We start from the raw sequence: 15,569 nt of genomic DNA on the forward strand, positions 1-15,569 counted from the left end.
CCAGGGAATGGAAAATTTCCACGTACCAAAAATAAAATTACTATGGACATCCAACAACGCCACCCTTGGCCAGTCAATAGTGAAGAAGCTAAAGCAATTCAACAACAACTACAACCTGAGGTAATTTTTGAAGATCAGTTGGGGGAAGTGCAGTATGTTGCGGGTGTAGATGTAGGTTTTGAGGAGGATGGCGCTATATCACAGGCAGCAGTAGCAGTTTTAAGCTTTCCCGACTTGCAGCTGAGGGAAAATGCGATCGCATCCAGACCCACTACCTTTCCCTATGTACCAGGCTTCCTATCATTCCGAGAAGTCCCTGTATTACTGGATGCTTTGGAAAAAATTAGCATTATCCCTGACTTAATTTTGTGTGATGGTCAGGGCATTGCCCATCCTCGTCGCTTTGGTCTTGCCTGCCATCTGGGGGTACTGACAGATATTCCCACCATTGGTGTGGCTAAGTCCCGATTCATTGGTGATCATGAGGATTTGCCCGAAAACAAAGGTAATTGGCAACCGCTGAGCCATGATGGAGAAATCATTGGAGCCGTTGTGCGTACTCGGACTGGAGTTAAGCCAGTCTATGTTTCCATTGGTCATCGCATCAGCTTACCCACAGCAATTGATTATGTGTTGCGCTGCACATCTAAGTATCGATTACCAGAAACAACTCGCTGGGCTGATCAACTAGCATCAAAGTGAATTTAGAATTTAGAATTTAGAATTTAGAATTTAGAATTTTCCATTCTTCCTTCTTCCTTCTTCCTTCTTCCTTCTTCCTTCTTCCTTCTTCCTTCTTCCTTCTTCCTTCTTCCTTCTTCCTTCTTCCTTCTTCCTTCTTCCTTCTTCCTTCTTCCTTCTTCCTTCTTCCTTCTTCATTCTTCCTTCTTCCTTCTTCCTTCTTCCTTCTTCCTTCTTCCTTCTTCCTTCTTCCTTCTTCATTCTTCATTCTTCATTCTTCATTCTTCATTCTTCATTCTTCATTCTTCATTCTTCATTCTTCATTCTTCATTCTTCATTCTTCATTCTTCATTCTTCATTCTTTTGGTAATACCTCTTCTTCTAATCGATTAACCCGTTCCTTGAGTTCTATTACTAAGGTAGCGAGACGCTTAAACATTGGGTGCTCAGGGTCTACCCTGCTATAGGTATCAGTTGGTGATTGTATGTGGTGTTGACTGGGTCGATTACTGTCAGGAATTGACTGGCTGACCTGACGTAACTGAGACTCTAACTGATTGATTTTAAATCTCAAGTTAGTTATCTCAGATTCAACAGAAGCAATCCGGGATTCTACAACAGTTATAGAAGCTGTGGCGGGTGGAACAAACTGTGAGATAAAAATTCCTAAGATTAATCCAAAACCGAGTATTACGATTGTTCGTTTCAAAGTACTTCCACCCCATTAGTTATCTTACTACCCATTATGACTATAGCAGTTTTCAATTAGGTGAGGTACAAATTTTTGGGTAATAGGTAATAGGTAATAGGTAATAGGTAATGGGGAATCCGGAATCGGGAATCCGGAATCGGGAATCGGGAATCCGGAATCGGGAATCGGGAATCGGGAACAGGGAAAAAATCCTGTGTACCTCATTAGGTTAGAACCCGCTATAGTTCATGTGGACTTTCATTGTAAGCATTGAACTATTAGCAGTTAGCTGAAGGGCTAAAGGCATACTATTAATGGCTGATAGCGGATAGCGGTAGGCTGAATAGTTACATTGATAGTTACATTGGGATAGCCAAGATCTAACAAAAAGAGCGAGTCACTTATGAAATCGCTCTTTTTGATAAGGGGATAAATAGTTAAGGACAAAGTAGAATTATAAATTTGTCTGAGGGATATTTTAACCCAAAGACATAGCTCCTTAGACATAGTTTGTCTCTCCTCCCTGATTGATTGATCAGGTTTTAGGCTGTTTCCAACCAGTCATAAATTTTATCTAATTGCTCCAGAGTTACCAAACCATACTGCCAAAGAATCATTGGCCAAAGTCCTGGATCTTGTTCCCGGTGTCGTTGTGCGATCGCAATTGAATCTCTTGAAATTGCTAACTCTTCTTGGAGAAAATGCAAGAATTTTGTATAGGTTTTTGGTGCCATTAGTTGTCTTTCACCTCCTTTAATAGGCTCTATTTTGGAATTAGTAATCTGAATGTGTAAACCATCAGTAGCCACTATCTCATCTGTCCACTAGGAAATTACAAGCGTCGGTTATAACTGACATAGAAACAGTCAGGAATTTTCAGGTTTTAAGGATAATTAATCCCATAGGAAAAGAGTTAACTTTCCCAATCATCACCCGACTAGGGTTTAGGATGACAGGACTAGCACTCTAGTACCCCTGTGTAAATTTTCAGGGTTACAAGGCTGATTACCTGTGTCCTAAATCACTGCCAACCTGAGATTTTCGTCAACCTAGAACAGCAATATTATGTGTCTTGATGCAGTCGCTCATGGGGGAAACCCCCGCAGGTCGGCGCTGCATCGCTTTCTTTCCAGTATCGAGATGAAATACCCTACTAGCATCACCCCTAGACCTTGCCAACACAGTGAGTTGGCAAGACCCTGGTAGCTCATATGGTTAAGTCAAGCAAAATTCGACAGTTTTAAATACACACTCCCTAAGGCGCTTGAGTGACAAGCGTCTGTCAAGTTAAAAACTTTGGCTGGCGTACGCTATAACTGACTACTCTCTCACACCATCAACTTAGCGATTCACCGCTAAGACTCAGTAGCGTCACCCCTACCCTTGTTTTCCCAACCTTGATTAATTATGTCAAGGGTAGCCATTAGTAATCAAGGGTATAGTCATTTGCGAGATTTTTACATCTGTCTTAGGAAAGATTACCCTAATTTAGCTTAATCCGCCAGAAGCCCCACGACAGAGGTAAGCATTTAACTATAGATCCGAAACGTAAGTAATCGCTTACTTCTGACTTCTGACTTCTGACTTCTAACTTGCGCGTAGCGCTATATTAGTTAGGTGCGGTAGTACTCCCATCCAGAAATTTGACATTTACCTGGTCACCTACTTTCAGACCCAGTTCAGCCGCACGTCCGCCACGAAGTTCAATCACTTGGTCAATAATTTTCATTCCTGGACCATAGGTAGGGCATTCATCGGTTTCGCAGGGGGGGACAGATTTTGCGATCGCTTTTACTTCCCCATTTCTTAGAAAGACCATATCCAGCTCGATTTTAACATTCTTCATCCAAAAGCTGACAGGTCGTGGTGGGTAGAAGCCAAATAACATGCCCCGATCCGGTGCTAGAGATAGGCGATACATCAACCCCATTGCCTTTTGCTCACGGGTCTGTGCCACTTCCAGCGAAATCCGCTCACCTGCGATTTCAGCTTCAGCAGAAATTGGTAACATTTGACCTAATTTGGTTGGTGATTGTGATACTGATGGCGCTGTTGCTGGCGGTTGACCAGATTTGACAGAGTTACTATTTATAGTGTCTTCTGGAACTGACCCTGCTGAACAGCCCATCAGTAAAATACTTAGTGCTATTGAACATAGAGTGATTTGAAACTTCATAGCCCTTTTCCCTATTATCAAGTATCAAGTATCAAGTATGAAGTGGGGAGTCGGGAGTCGGGAGTCGGGAGTCGGGAGTCGGGAGTCGGGAGTGGGAAGTGCGAACCATGGCATTGATTGGTTACTCAGCCACTAGTATAGTTTCACCCAACACCGTTCAAGCTCCAACTTCTAACCTCCAACCTCTAACCTCTAACCTCTAACCTCCAACCTCCAACCTCCAACCTTCAACCTCCAACCTTCAACCTCCAACCTTCAACCTTGGCCTTTGGCCACGCTACGCGAACAACCTTCAACCTTCAACCTTGGCCTTTGGCCACGCTACGCGAACAACCTTCAACCCCACAACCCTAAGCCTCCCGCAACACATAACCAACACCACGCACCGTCTGGATTAATCGCCTTTCACCTTCATCTTCAATCTTGAGACGTAAATAGCGAATATAGACTTCGATGACATTGGACTCTCCCATAAAGTCATAACCCCAAACATTTTCCAAAATTTGTTCGCGAGTTAATACTTCCCTCGGATGGCTGATCAAATACTTGAGCAGTTCAAACTCTTTCATGGTCAAATCAATGACCCGTCCATTGCGCATTGCTCTACGCTGGCTTAGGTCTAACGTTAGTTCTCCAAACCTAAGCTGCTCGGAGCCTCCTGTTTTTGGCTCTAGATAAAGGCGCACCATTTTTACAAATGGCTCGGTACGATAGGGTTTAAGGAAATAATCATCAGCCCCTGCTTCTATACAAGCCACTCGATCCTCTACTCGGTCATGAGCCATCAGCATGATTACAGGTACGCGAGAGCCTTCACGTCTGAGCTGATCGCATAATCTCAGCCCTGATTCTCCTGAAAGGGCTCTATCCACAACCACCATTGCTGGCTGGAGTTCACAAGCTTGATGGCAAGCAATGGCGGCATCAAGGGCAATGACGGTATGATAACCTGCTTCTTTCAAGTCCTGACTCAGCCGTTCCGCCAATATTTGATCGTTTTCTACAACTAAGACACAGGGATTCCTTTCCAGGGTCAGATTTGGCATAGATAATGCTTGTCAGCACAAGCTGCATATAACTATGGTGAATACCAACCCTGTTTTAGCATGTCCTCATTAAATATTGCTGAGTGGGTAAGTTGTAAAAAAAATAGCCGTAGAAATATTATCCACGGCTATTTAAATGACTTATGTCACTTAGTTCCCAAACCGAAACTGATGTGATCCTATTTGATTGACCTTGGTCTTTCGGCCACCCTACGGGACCAGACCGGAGCCAAGGCTCTGGGGGGAAGCCCCCCCAGAAATTTAAGGTGTTATGGCAACAGCCAATACTTCATCATGGTTGTCTTCACTTCTCCTGGCGTTTCAGTAGGCTCCAGAGGGCTCCAGTCGGCAATCTCCCCATAGCCAAGGGAATAAAACCTTTGCATACTATAGATTACGGCTTGACGAGGACCTTTTAGAGTGTGCTCAACAGGTTGTTTCTTGAGGTTTTGGTTAATTTTTTTTGACATAAGTCGAAACTTGAAATCATTGTTGCTTTATATTGATTATTGTAATGATTATATTTTGATTTGTCAAGGGTTTTTAAAAATATTTTTGGGTAAGTTTTAGAGGTAATAAAAAAAAGCGTTTGCGTAGCGTCTCTTTCAAAGAATACCGTAAGCTAATGCGCTACGCGCACGCTATGCGAACAGCTATCAGCTATCAGCTTAAGCGCTACGCGCACGCTACGCGAACAGCTAATAAGTCGAAGCCTGTGCCACCAATTCCCGATTCCCGATTCCCGATTCCCGATTCCCGATTCCCTTGTTTTCAGCTAACCGCTGACCGCTGACTGCTTACAGTTTGATTAATTTCAACTTCTGCAATCGGACGCTCAAATTCTGTGATAGTCTTGCTAAAGTTGACTTGACCGATAACTTGCCATTTTAGTTGAAGCTTAGGGGTATTATTCAGATAATCGTAGCTACCTTCAAGGATAGTAATTTGGCTAATCGTGTGGCTTGTAAATGTTTGTTGAGCTTGATACTTGTTAGCTGTTGATAAATTATAATTTTCGATTAGTTCTTTGTAGTTATTTAAAATAATCCCTGTAGTTAGGGAAGCCAATTTTTCTAAGTTAGTTAGGTCAGCGTCGTAGATATCGATAAAAAACTCTTGTTTAAATTCCCTGGATGTAGTAATTATTGTGGGGTTTTGTTGCTCCGGATGTAACTGTTGTGGATGGGTTGATCTAAATGTTGAGGAAATTTCCCATTTACCGGGATAGATGCTGATGTGTGGTAGTGTTGTTGGTGATTCGGTAATGGGTTGAGCAACAATTTCTATTTGAGGTGTAGAGATGTCTTGAATTAGTTGTTGCTTAAGCTGCTCGCTGATTTGGGATAGTAAGTGTTGAATCATTTTTTTTAGATAATGGGTAATAGGTAATAGGTTATGGGAGTTAGGCAGCCGTTTTTGAGGTCTGATTCTGTGTGATTTTACAAACAACAGTCTCTAGGGTAAGGAATTGTTTCCTAGATTCAAGTATACATCCATATACGGGCGGGTTCCCTGCTTGTGTCTGGTTTAACTACATTACCCATTCCCTATTAACCATTATCATTACCATTACGATTAATGTTACTATAGGTATAGCTATAGTTAAGTAATGACCTAAATGTGAAAACCGATACCATATTCTATCGCCTGTTCCAATCGTTTCCCAGCATCTTCTTTGAATTAATTAACCATTCCCCTACAGAAGCACAAGCTTATCAATTCGCCTCTGTGGAAGTCAAACAACTAGCATTTAGAATTGATGGAGTATTCCTGCCGACAACCACCACAGCCCAACAACCGATTTATTTTGTAGAAGTCCAATTTCAGAGGGACTCTGAATTTTACTCCCGCTTCTTTACCGAAATTTTCATGTACTTAAACAAAAACAAAATCAGCAATGATTGGCGTGGTGTGGTGATTTACCCGAGCCGCAATGTGGATAAAGGAGCTACTCAACAATATCTTGAATTACTCGATTCCCCAAGGGTATCTCGGATTTATCTCGATGAATTAGCCGAGACCTCTGCACCATCGGTGGGTATAGCCACAGTACAGCTAATTGTAACCGAGGAAGATACTGCGATCTCACTTGCTCAAGACTTGATTCAACGAACCACTGAGGAGGTAGACAATGAACCACAAAAGCGAGAACTTCTACAATTAATAGAGACCATACTAGTGTATAAGTTACCCAAACTCAGTCGCACGGAGATAGAAGCAATGTTTAGCTTAAGTGATTTACGGCAAACTAAAGTTTATCAGGATGCTTTAGCCGAAGGTAGGCTTGAAGGCATACAAGAAGGCAGACTTGAAGGTATACAAGAAGGTAGACTTGAAGGTAAAATTCAAGGCAAATTAGAGTCGATACCTCGGTTGTTAGCGTTGGGTTTAACCGTAGAACAAGTTGCCCAAGCTTTAGAATTAGAGGTTGAACTTGTGAAACAGGTGCTCGAGCAGTCAACGGATCCCTAAAACAACAAGCATCCCATAGAAAAATCGCATTCCCTAGGCTAGGTGGGCAAATAATGAGAGTTTGGCAATTTCCTCAGCAGTCATGTCCATTTGCCCACCCTACAAGATCTAAATTACTCAATTCTCAATTCTCAATTCTCAATTCTCAATTCCCGATTCCCGATTCCCGATTCCCGATTCCCGATGACATTCTAAATTCTCAATTCTCAATTCTCAATTCCCGAAGGATTCTATCGCCTAGGATAAACTTGTGGTCTCTCGGCAGGCGGTTTAGGCTCGGGACATACCACTTGATCAGGTCGTAGGTTCTTTGTATAATTGGTAAATCGCTCATTTCCAGAAAAAAAATCCGCCTGCGGCGGAAAAGGGTAAAATAAAAAAGGGTAGAGGGCAAAAGGGCGAAAGGGCAAAGAAGAGTCCACGCCTAGGAACAAACCACCCGGAAACCGAAGTGCTTGAGCCTGACGTCCGGCGAGTTGTATTCGCGTTCGGCACAGCGGCAGGCCCTCTGACGGTAGGCCAAAGATCCACCGCGCAGCAGCCGATTATCATTCTTATTACCACTTAGCCATGCGCTACCGTCTACTGGGGCATCATCATATTTGCCATGCCAGGTATCTTCACACCATTCCCATACATTACCCATCATATCATACAATTTCCAGTTATTCGGGATTTTTTGTCCTACTCGATGAGTTTTGGAATCAGAATTACCACTGTACCAAGCATACGCTCCTAGTTCTGACTCATTGTCACCAAAGTAATATCTAGTTGTCGTACCTGCTCGACAGGCATATTCCCATTCCGCCTCACTGGGCAAACGGAATGTTCGACCCTTGAGTTGACCCTTAAATTTTTGATTGAGTCGCGCACAAAATTCTCTGGCTTCATACCAGTTGACCCTCTCAACTGGTCGAGACTCGCCTTTAAAATTAGATGGCTCTGCATTCAAGCTCCTGTCAACTTGCTTGTAACTAGCAACGGCTTGCCACTGCTGCTGGGTTACTTGATACTTCCCCATCCAGAATGCTGGGACATTTACCTGATGCTGGGGTCCTTCGTCAGCATCCCTACCAAACTCATTGTCGGGCGAACCCATCAGGAAGCTACCTGCTTTGATGGGTTGTATTTCTAAGATAACCCCGTTACCTAAATCAAAGATTCCTGGAATTAAACCCAACTTTCCTAAGGTGCTGTTGATGTAGGTGATGATGGCTTGTTCCGTGGGTACCACGATCAGGGAGGATTCTCTGGATTGGCCGATGGTCTCACTAAATTGCGCTACTTCTACGCCCTGCCCCAGTTTCAGACTGCCATTGAGCTGTGTAGCACCCTCTACCGTCAGCGTCTCACTGACTTGGAGCTTTTTAGTTTCAAACGACTCTCTGGCGCTATCTTCTACCCCTTGCACTTTCTGGTCTACATAGGTTTTCACTGCCAGTTCCGTGGGAACAGCTTGATTCGAGTTGCCTCCTAAGGTACCATCCCTGGAAAATTCATTGACCGCTTCTCCTAATTCTAGTTTCAGGTTTCCCTTGACTTCCAGTTTAGCGGTGGGATTATTGTCTGTCCCAATCCCTACGTTGCCTTTAACCTTCAGGGCGTCTTCAATGGTTAGAGGTCCCTGGAAGCTTGTTGCTTTTTGTTTTATGTCTTGAAGAGTCTTCCCCAAACTGTCAATTTCATCCATGGCAGCATTCCCATCTTCCGAAAGGATCAAATCTCCAGCTTTTTTCTGTTTTCGGTCAAAGCCTTTGGTCATTGCTTCCTCATAGTTATCACTAAAACAAAATTTACCACACGAGAGTTAACTTAAATTGCTCGCTCTTGGTAATTTTAGGAAAGGTCACTCGATTATACATGATTCCCTGGCTTTGTTCTGGGCTATTGAACAAACCCGCCTCAGTCAACTCAACTGGCTGTTTATCAGGTTCCCCAAAATCCAGGTCTACAGACAACAGAATTTTACACTTTTTACTGTCACCGTCTCCAGTCTCGATTAAATCTTTGCCGAGGTCAAAGGGTTTAAGTTCTTTACGAAACACTTCATTTTCCAATTGGATATCATTAGCTGGAGCAACTGTGCTGCCCCCAGTCCCTAAGGCGATGTAGCGAATCGGGTCAATGGTTTGATTAGTAAATAACTTGGCAACTAATTCCCGCCCTGTGTAAACAATCGAGTTGTCAGCTTTAACTTCCTGGACCAGCTGAGCTTGAGGATTATATTTTTGGATAATCAACCTACCTTTCATGTCGAGGTTTTCGGCAATTTTCATAGAATTAAGAATCGGGAATCGGGAATCGGGAATCGGGAATCGGGAATCGGGAATCGGGAATCGGGAATTGGGAATCGGGAAGTTAGAAGTTAGAAGTTAGAAGTTAGAAGTTAGAAGTTAGAAGTTAGAAGTTAGAAGTTAGAAGTTAGAAGTTAGAAGTTAGAAGTTAGAAGTTAGAAGTTAAAAGTTAGAAGTTAAAAGTTAAAAGTTAGCATTTACCAGGTTAGTGAGGTATATTTAAGTTTTTTATCCCGACTCCCGACTCCCGACTCCCGACTCCCGATTCCCTACTCCCTACTCCCTACTCCCTTTCTTCAACCAAAACCATTCCCGCTATCAAAGCCCGTATAGTCAAATACTCCACAAGTAAGCAGGTTATCAGACATTTCGTGGACTACTCCCTCTGGATAGGGAACCTGAAGACTACTAATAGTCAAGGTATCTTCGGCAAGATGTTCTTCCAGAAAAGGAGAACGCTCGACTCCCAACCGTGCTACCATCTCGTGAGTTTCCTGAAAGCGCTTTTCATAGGTAATCATCCCCAGAACACCAGCGGCTTTAACCTTGTCAATAATTCCAGCAATTTGATGGCGAGGATGGTCCCCTGCTTGCTGAAACTTATCAGTAAAGCCGGGAATATCCCAAGGAATTTTTACCTCAAACACCCCTGGGGTGAGTTTGTAGAATCTCATTTCCAGAGAGACGGCGGGTTGACTCAAGGCAAAGGTGGTTTCACCAAAGCGCTGTTGGTCAAATCGTGCCAGGGGAACCCCCTCAGCTAACTGGGCTTCCAGCCGCCAGCGAGAGGTTTGCGTTGGTAGTTGGGGCGTTCCTTCTGTTGCATAAGGTTTACCGTTGACTTCAACAGTATTCTCTCGAAAGGACAATACATCGGATGCCCTCGCTTCTCCTTGGTAAGTAACCGATTCTTCAGTATCGCACCTAACAACTCGCAAATTGTATAATACCACAGGCAGACTTGGCTGAACTGCCAGGAAAATTTCGATTTTCTCAGGCTGCGGGTTGGGGTTATATACCTCAAATTCTGCCCCAAGTCTCAGCACGTAGGAATGTTCTGGCTGATTATGAGGATGCAACTGAGTCAGCCGAGGCATGAACTCTTTAATTTCAATGGTTTCCTTAGCAGCTTGAGCTGCGGGAGAATCTCCTAAAATTCCCAAGTTGGCTGCCACCAAATCAATAATCCCTTGCTTGGTAGCTGCTCCTTGACGGAGGATTTGAATCAAACCTTTGAGTCGCTCTCGGTAAGGAGCATAACTCTTGGCAATCTCATTGGGATAGGCGGCTTCTAGCAATTGCCGATTCTGGATAATCAGATCATTTCCCTGGGGAGGGGTTTCTGGTCGGGGTTGGTCGGTGTCTTGGTAAGTTTTTTGGTATAGTGAGGGGTCTTGAAGACACCGATTGAGTCCGTTTATTAACCCCTGTTCTACCTCCGCCAGAGTGGGTATAGGGCTAGGGCTGATATAGTCTGGATAGGCAGCCTCTAACAACAAGCGATTGAGACGTTGTCGGTCTTCCCCGATTGGTTGTTGTGCCAGCAATGGCTGAGCTGCTTTGCCAAGAGTCAGGGTTTGGAAGTATGGCTTATTTTTCCGATAGAGGGAGGGATTAAGCAGCTGTTGGTTGAGTGTTTGCACCAGTGCCTGCTCTAGGGGTTCAGGAAGCGGGGGGAAACCGTCATAGTGATTGAGCAGTTCTAGGGTTTCTGGGGGCAAGTGAATTTTGAGATAATGACTGAGTTGATCGGTAGCAACGGTAGCAACCAATAGCTTAATGGCCAGACCGGGCAGATCCCTGAAAGACTCTAGGTTAAATTGAGCCTGGGAAACCTGATAGCGCTCCAGAAGGGTCTTGGTATCGTGATCAAGTTGCGATCGCAAATACTGAGACAGTTCATCCCTGCCTTCATGAAGTTTCTTGGCCAAGTTACTGACATTTTTAAGACTCCCTGGACTAAACTGGTGACTAACCTGTACCAGTTGAGAGGTGCCCCCTAAAGCTTCTAGGTAGAGAGCAAAAAGTTGATCTAAATCTCCCTTTTTGTTAGCAATAAAGCCTTGAGACCCTTCATTGTCAGCGGTATCCACATGATGGGAACGCATCACAGCGAGCAAGTCGGTTTCCCCTTGCTCTAGCAAGACGCCAAAGACATCAATAAATTGGTAGAGCAAACTCTCAACATTGGCTCCGTCATAGAAGTGAGGAAACCGATTGGTGATGCTGGTGGTTTTGCCGCGTTTTTCCATTACCTATTACCCATTACCTACTCAAAGTCCCCCTTTCTAAGAGGATATCTGAAAAGTTTTTTGATACTGAATTTTGCCCCCCTAGGGCGTGTTTTCAAAGTTTTCCGCAAGATTATGATCCCCCCCAGCCCCCCTTAAAAAAGGGGGGAGCCATAGTCAAAGTCCCCCTTGCTAAGGGGGATTTAGGGGGATCTCCGAGGCAAGAAGACACGCCCTAGCCCCCCAATTCTGGGGGGAAGAAGCATCCAATTAGCTGGGAAAAGTCCCCCTTGCTAAGGGGGATTTAGGGGGATCCCCACCTCATGGGATAGAGAATTGCTACATTACTTATCTTCAATTACAATTTCCAAAGTAGACGACTTTTGGAACTGAATCTCTGCGCGTTCTACAATCGCAATGGGAATATTGTCCTGATAGGAGCTACCCTTGGCTCTGAGTTCAAGCTGATCAATCGTGTAGCTAGAATCTCCGAGAAAGCTTCGGAGTGCTTCCATTAACTTCTCCTGATTTTCCTTTGAAACTTGGCCATTGCTGATGAAAATCTTAAGGATTTCCTTGGCCAGATTGCCTGCCTTAGTCCTGATATCCACCAGGAGCAGAGTTTTCAATTGGTTATAATCCAGATTTTCTCCCACTGCTAGTTTGGGTAACTGCTCCAGAGAGGGAGTCACAATACTTGTAACTGCAGCTTTCATGGCACTCTTAAGTTGTGCTGGGTCAACAGTTTCGGGAACCGCAACCGCCGGAGTTAGCCTTAAAATCAAAGTAGCGATCGCAACCTCAACAACCTAGATATCGCTGGTAATGATAAACTTATCAGCATCACCTAACTGAGTTTTTTCAAATTTGTTTACCTGAATTTGCTTCTGGTCTCGGTCAATTCTATCCTCAGCATCTTCCCCATTAATAAACCGAAAATCCTCCAGTTTCCAATTAATATCTAGCACTGATTCTACGGTTTTTGCTTGCTTAACCAGCTGCTCAAGTTGAATATTTTCTTCTGGTTGGAGTTGCTCAAAATAAGCACTAACCTGCTCCTCAACCTGTTGGTAAATGTGCTGCTTCTCTTGTTGGGTAACTGTAACCGGTAGGATTAACTTCAATGCTCCAGTAATGGTGAGTAATCTCTCATAGAGAAATACCGAACTGAGCTGAGCCTGCTCCACAAACGTGACCTTAACGGTTTCGCCATCAAAGGGAATCCCTGGTTGCCAGAAGGAGGGAATTAACTTGATTGCTTCGATGGTGGTGATTGTTTCAATTCTTGCCTTAATCTCACTTTTAACCACTTCCTGGGATGGTTTGAAGTCAGCAAAATATTGTTTTAGCGCTGTTTCAATTGCCTGTTGTTTCTGGTCATCTAGTGCTTGAGCCTTAATTTGTAAGGCTACAAGCAGGGGTTTGATTTCTGAGGCAACGCGAACCGAGTGGGGGGTGAACTTTTCTAAGATATCTACTTCTAGCCGTTTCACTGGCGTTTCGGAGGATTTATAGTGCTGGGTAGACAGTTCAGTGCCTTCTGAATTACGAATACTGGTCGTGAGGGTAAAATCAACTAAATCATTGACACCGTTGCAGCCTAGTATCTTCCTCGTGAGTTGAGAGATCAGCAGGGGTTGACCCATTTTCTGGTCTTTGAGATGGGAGATAATTGTCTGCTGGACCTTTTCTTCCAACTGTAGCCGTTCCTCTGGAGACAGTTTCAGTTCTGGTTGGAGTTCAAGTTGGAATACCCCATCAACGTTCACTGCTGTCGCCGGTTTAAGTAATGGGTAGATTCCCGCTGCCTTAACTCGGTCAATTTCCTGTTTGAGCTGACTAACTTTCTCAAGATCTGTAAAATCAATGCCATCAACGAATATTTCAATAATGCCAAAGTCTTGCCGTGAAATAGGCCGCTCATTGCTAACCGTAAGAGTTACCCTATCAACCACTAACTCTTTCCAAGTTGCATTAGCCTGAGCTTCCCCAGCTGCTCCAGGAATACCAGCCTCTACCTCCACCTCCACTGCTGGATTTTGACCTGCTGAGAGGATTACCTCTTGAGTGGTGTGATAGTCTTTAGTTTTTGTGTCTGAGACTTGGAGTGTTATAGTTGTCCCTTTGGGAACCTTAAGCTCTTCAGTAAGGGACTCACGATGAGTAACCATTACCTTGCCCCTAGGGAAGTGGAAGTTTTCTCTAACTTGCACTTCCCTCACCCCAGGTAAACTCAACAGAGCATTCCGGATGGAAGTAGTATTACCGCCACTGGTCGCCAACAAGGTTTGCTTGGCTCGTTGGCGCAGTTGTTCGTCACTCTCCTGTAGTTTACCGGTAAATCCCAGGGTTTCTTGATTATTAACTGACTTCACCCCCACTACCGGCTGAGGCATCACCACAATGGTTTCAGCTTCAGTTTCCTCTGTTTTACCCCGTCGTAGAGCCTGGACTCTCACCTGGGCAGTGGTTTGGTCTTTGGAAATCTTGCCTTCTTCAATGGTCTTGTAGGCTTTTTTGGGAGACTCCTGGGTATCTTCCGTAGTTACTAGTGTACCTTTGGGAATAAAAATATCTTCATCAATGCCGATATCTCGCGTAAAGGTAACTTTTCCGGTAGCATAGTCCGGTTCTCCCCGCTTAATGCCTAAAATGGCAACAACTTTGTCAAGGTCAATGCCTTCGGCGGTATCCACAAAACCAGAGAGATATACCCGTTGCATCTGCTCGTAGAGGACGGCGAGTTCCCAAGCAAAAGATTCGTATAGAGTGCGCACCACACTGCCTTCTTGAAAATCAGTTAGTGTGGGAGGAGTGCGACTCTGCATGGCCTCGAACAGTTGAGCAAAGCCTTTTTTTTCAAAAACCATCAAATTACCCTCCAGGTAGGGAAAAGCTCAGGGTCAAGGGTGTTTCCTGGCCTACAGCTTTAAGGACTAAAGTTGCTACGAGTGTATAACGTTGCTGACGAGAGGGAGGCTCAAAATCTATGGCCTTGATTTCTTCTATCCGAGGTTCTTGAGCTAGACACTCACGGATATAGAGATTAGCAAGGGAGCGAAGACGATTATTATTTTGTTCACCCACTAACAGGTGGAGCCGTGACCCATAATTGGGATGTCCCAAAGCGGCAAGCTCCCCTTTACGGGTGTAAAGGCGATTGAGAATTGCCTGAGCCAAATTATCTAAACCTGTCGCTGTGGCCAAGTCACGATTGACACTTTGAAGGTCTACGAATTGTCGCTCAGAAATGAATTGTCCGCTGTGGCGGCGAGTGAATAATAAATCTTTTTCCATTTGGTGATGGGGAATGGGGAATGGGGAATGGGGAATGGGGAATCGGGAATCGGGAATCGGGAATCGGGAATCGGGAATCGGGAATCGGGAATCGGGAATCGGGAATCGGGAATCGGGAATCGGGAATCGGGAATCGGGAATCGGGAATCGGGAATCGGGAATCGGGAATGGCTGATGGCTGATGGCTGATGGCTGATGGCTGATGGGGAATGGGGAATTTTGCGATCGCACTAAACTGATTTTACAAACAAGCTTGTAGGGTGGGCAAAAACATTTTGATTCACATGAGTATTCTAGATAAGATAACTTTGCCCACCCTACTTTAATTGGTATTTTTTTGACTGCTCTCAATTTACGCTGAAACTCAGGAGTAAGTTGCACCTCAACTAACGGAGCGTCAGTCAATATCAATTCCCTCCCAGATTTGAGAAATGGGTAGGGTTTGTCCAGTCACAGCTTGCTGCCAAGATTTGCGAAAGCTTTCTGCTGAAAAGTCAGTATTATCGCCTTCTGGTATAGTTTTAATTTCTAGGGCATGGTTCTTTTGAATAATTGTGGATAGTATTTTGAGTAGTTCAAGCTGCTCTACTAATGAAAGGGACTGAGCAATGTTGACCGCTTCTTGAAGCTGTGATTTCATTAATCTCCTCTATTTATAATTAGAGCAATTTTATATCCCAT

19 protein-coding genes are annotated in these 15,569 nt (G+C 44.2%); 4 read left to right on the plus strand and 15 right to left on the minus strand.

Annotation, left to right across the window (positions count from 1 at the left end; genetic code table 11):
* Positions 1-42: 42 nt before the first annotated feature.
* Complete coding sequence (nfi, locus tag F6K53_RS10620) at positions 43-702, plus strand: deoxyribonuclease V (RefSeq protein ID WP_293047116.1); 660 nt, start codon at positions 43-45, stop codon at positions 700-702.
* A 16-nt stretch (positions 703-718) separates the two neighbouring features.
* Here the strand turns inward: nfi and F6K53_RS10625 are convergent, their stop codons facing one another.
* The 7 genes from F6K53_RS10625 to F6K53_RS10655 form a co-directional block, all read right to left on the minus strand.
* Positions 719-949 carry a hypothetical protein gene (locus tag F6K53_RS10625; RefSeq protein WP_293071719.1) on the minus strand — a complete coding sequence of 77 codons (231 nt, stop codon included), beginning with the start codon at positions 947-949 and terminating at the stop codon, positions 719-721.
* A gap of 87 nt (positions 950-1,036) precedes the next feature.
* A complete protein-coding gene (locus F6K53_RS10630; protein ID WP_293047120.1) occupies positions 1,037-1,390 on the minus strand; it encodes a hypothetical protein in 354 nt (117 codons plus the stop codon).
* Between the two features lie 27 nt (positions 1,391-1,417).
* Positions 1,418-1,597 carry a hypothetical protein gene (locus F6K53_RS10635; protein WP_293023951.1) on the minus strand — a complete coding sequence of 60 codons (180 nt, stop codon included), beginning with the start codon at positions 1,595-1,597 and terminating at the stop codon, positions 1,418-1,420.
* A 317-nt stretch (positions 1,598-1,914) separates the two neighbouring features.
* A complete protein-coding gene (locus tag F6K53_RS10640; protein ID WP_293023953.1) occupies positions 1,915-2,106 on the minus strand; it encodes a DUF2949 domain-containing protein in 192 nt (63 codons plus the stop codon).
* An 875-nt stretch (positions 2,107-2,981) separates the two neighbouring features.
* Positions 2,982-3,548: a DUF192 domain-containing protein gene (locus F6K53_RS10645; protein WP_075900041.1), complete on the minus strand. Its 567-nt coding sequence runs from the start codon at positions 3,546-3,548 to the stop codon at positions 2,982-2,984.
* 350 nt (positions 3,549-3,898) lie between these two features.
* The gene (nblR, locus tag F6K53_RS10650; protein ID WP_075900037.1) at positions 3,899-4,594 is read right to left on the minus strand and encodes a response regulator transcription factor NblR; all 696 of its coding nucleotides are present in this window, start codon (positions 4,592-4,594) and stop codon (positions 3,899-3,901) included.
* A 269-nt stretch (positions 4,595-4,863) separates the two neighbouring features.
* Positions 4,864-5,064, minus strand: a complete 201-nt coding sequence (locus tag F6K53_RS10655) for a hypothetical protein (protein ID WP_293023962.1) — start codon at positions 5,062-5,064, stop codon at positions 4,864-4,866.
* 155 nt (positions 5,065-5,219) lie between these two features.
* On the opposite strand from F6K53_RS10655, the gene F6K53_RS10660 reads away from it, so the two are divergent.
* Entirely contained in the window at positions 5,220-5,387 is a 168-nt protein-coding gene (locus F6K53_RS10660; protein WP_293071718.1) for a hypothetical protein, read from the plus strand.
* Here F6K53_RS10660 and F6K53_RS10665 read toward each other — a convergent pair.
* Positions 5,366-5,956 carry a hypothetical protein gene (locus tag F6K53_RS10665; protein ID WP_293046156.1) on the minus strand — a complete coding sequence of 197 codons (591 nt, stop codon included), beginning with the start codon at positions 5,954-5,956 and terminating at the stop codon, positions 5,366-5,368. The two genes, F6K53_RS10660 and F6K53_RS10665, sit on opposite strands and share 22 nt — an antisense overlap.
* Positions 5,957-6,214: 258 nt before the next feature.
* Between F6K53_RS10665 and F6K53_RS10670 the strand changes: the two genes are divergently transcribed.
* Positions 6,215-7,066 (plus strand): Rpn family recombination-promoting nuclease/putative transposase, encoded by an 852-nt coding sequence (locus F6K53_RS10670; protein ID WP_293080661.1) that lies wholly within the window; start codon positions 6,215-6,217, stop codon positions 7,064-7,066.
* Between the two features lie 424 nt (positions 7,067-7,490).
* Here the strand turns inward: F6K53_RS10670 and F6K53_RS10675 are convergent, their stop codons facing one another.
* Both F6K53_RS10675 and F6K53_RS10680 read right to left on the minus strand, forming a co-directional pair.
* Positions 7,491-8,828, minus strand: coding sequence for a formylglycine-generating enzyme family protein (locus tag F6K53_RS10675; RefSeq protein ID WP_293080663.1), 1,338 nt, complete (start codon positions 8,826-8,828; stop codon positions 7,491-7,493).
* Positions 8,829-8,859: 31 nt separating this feature from the next.
* Positions 8,860-9,306 carry a hypothetical protein gene (locus tag F6K53_RS10680; RefSeq protein WP_293080666.1) on the minus strand — a complete coding sequence of 149 codons (447 nt, stop codon included), beginning with the start codon at positions 9,304-9,306 and terminating at the stop codon, positions 8,860-8,862.
* Positions 9,307-9,316: 10 nt separating this feature from the next.
* Here F6K53_RS10680 and F6K53_RS10685 point away from each other — a divergent pair, with 10 nt between their 5' ends.
* A complete protein-coding gene (locus tag F6K53_RS10685) occupies positions 9,317-9,442 on the plus strand; it encodes a hypothetical protein (RefSeq protein WP_293074999.1) in 126 nt (41 codons plus the stop codon).
* Positions 9,443-9,656: 214 nt separating this feature from the next.
* On the opposite strand, the gene F6K53_RS10690 is transcribed toward F6K53_RS10685, so the two are convergent.
* The 5 genes from F6K53_RS10690 to F6K53_RS10710 all read right to left on the minus strand — a co-directional run bounded on the left by F6K53_RS10690 (position 9,657) and on the right by F6K53_RS10710 (position 15,528).
* A complete protein-coding gene (locus F6K53_RS10690) occupies positions 9,657-11,612 on the minus strand; it encodes a hypothetical protein (RefSeq protein WP_293080669.1) in 1,956 nt (651 codons plus the stop codon).
* A 323-nt stretch (positions 11,613-11,935) separates the two neighbouring features.
* Positions 11,936-12,376, minus strand: a complete 441-nt coding sequence (locus F6K53_RS10695; protein WP_293080672.1) for a hypothetical protein — start codon at positions 12,374-12,376, stop codon at positions 11,936-11,938.
* Positions 12,377-12,400: 24 nt separating this feature from the next.
* Positions 12,401-14,461 carry a baseplate J/gp47 family protein gene (locus tag F6K53_RS10700; RefSeq protein ID WP_293080674.1) on the minus strand — a complete coding sequence of 687 codons (2,061 nt, stop codon included), beginning with the start codon at positions 14,459-14,461 and terminating at the stop codon, positions 12,401-12,403.
* 4 nt (positions 14,462-14,465) lie between these two features.
* The gene (locus tag F6K53_RS10705; protein WP_293080677.1) at positions 14,466-15,293 is read right to left on the minus strand and encodes a GPW/gp25 family protein; all 828 of its coding nucleotides are present in this window, start codon (positions 15,291-15,293) and stop codon (positions 14,466-14,468) included.
* The gene (locus tag F6K53_RS10710) at positions 15,286-15,528 is read right to left on the minus strand and encodes a hypothetical protein (protein WP_075899936.1); all 243 of its coding nucleotides are present in this window, start codon (positions 15,526-15,528) and stop codon (positions 15,286-15,288) included. Before F6K53_RS10710 ends, F6K53_RS10705 begins: the two co-directional genes overlap by 8 nt.
* Positions 15,529-15,569: the final 41 nt, after the last annotated feature.

This window comes from Moorena sp. SIO4A1, assembly GCF_010672065.1.
GTDB lineage: Bacteria > Cyanobacteriota > Cyanobacteriia > Cyanobacteriales > Coleofasciculaceae > Moorena.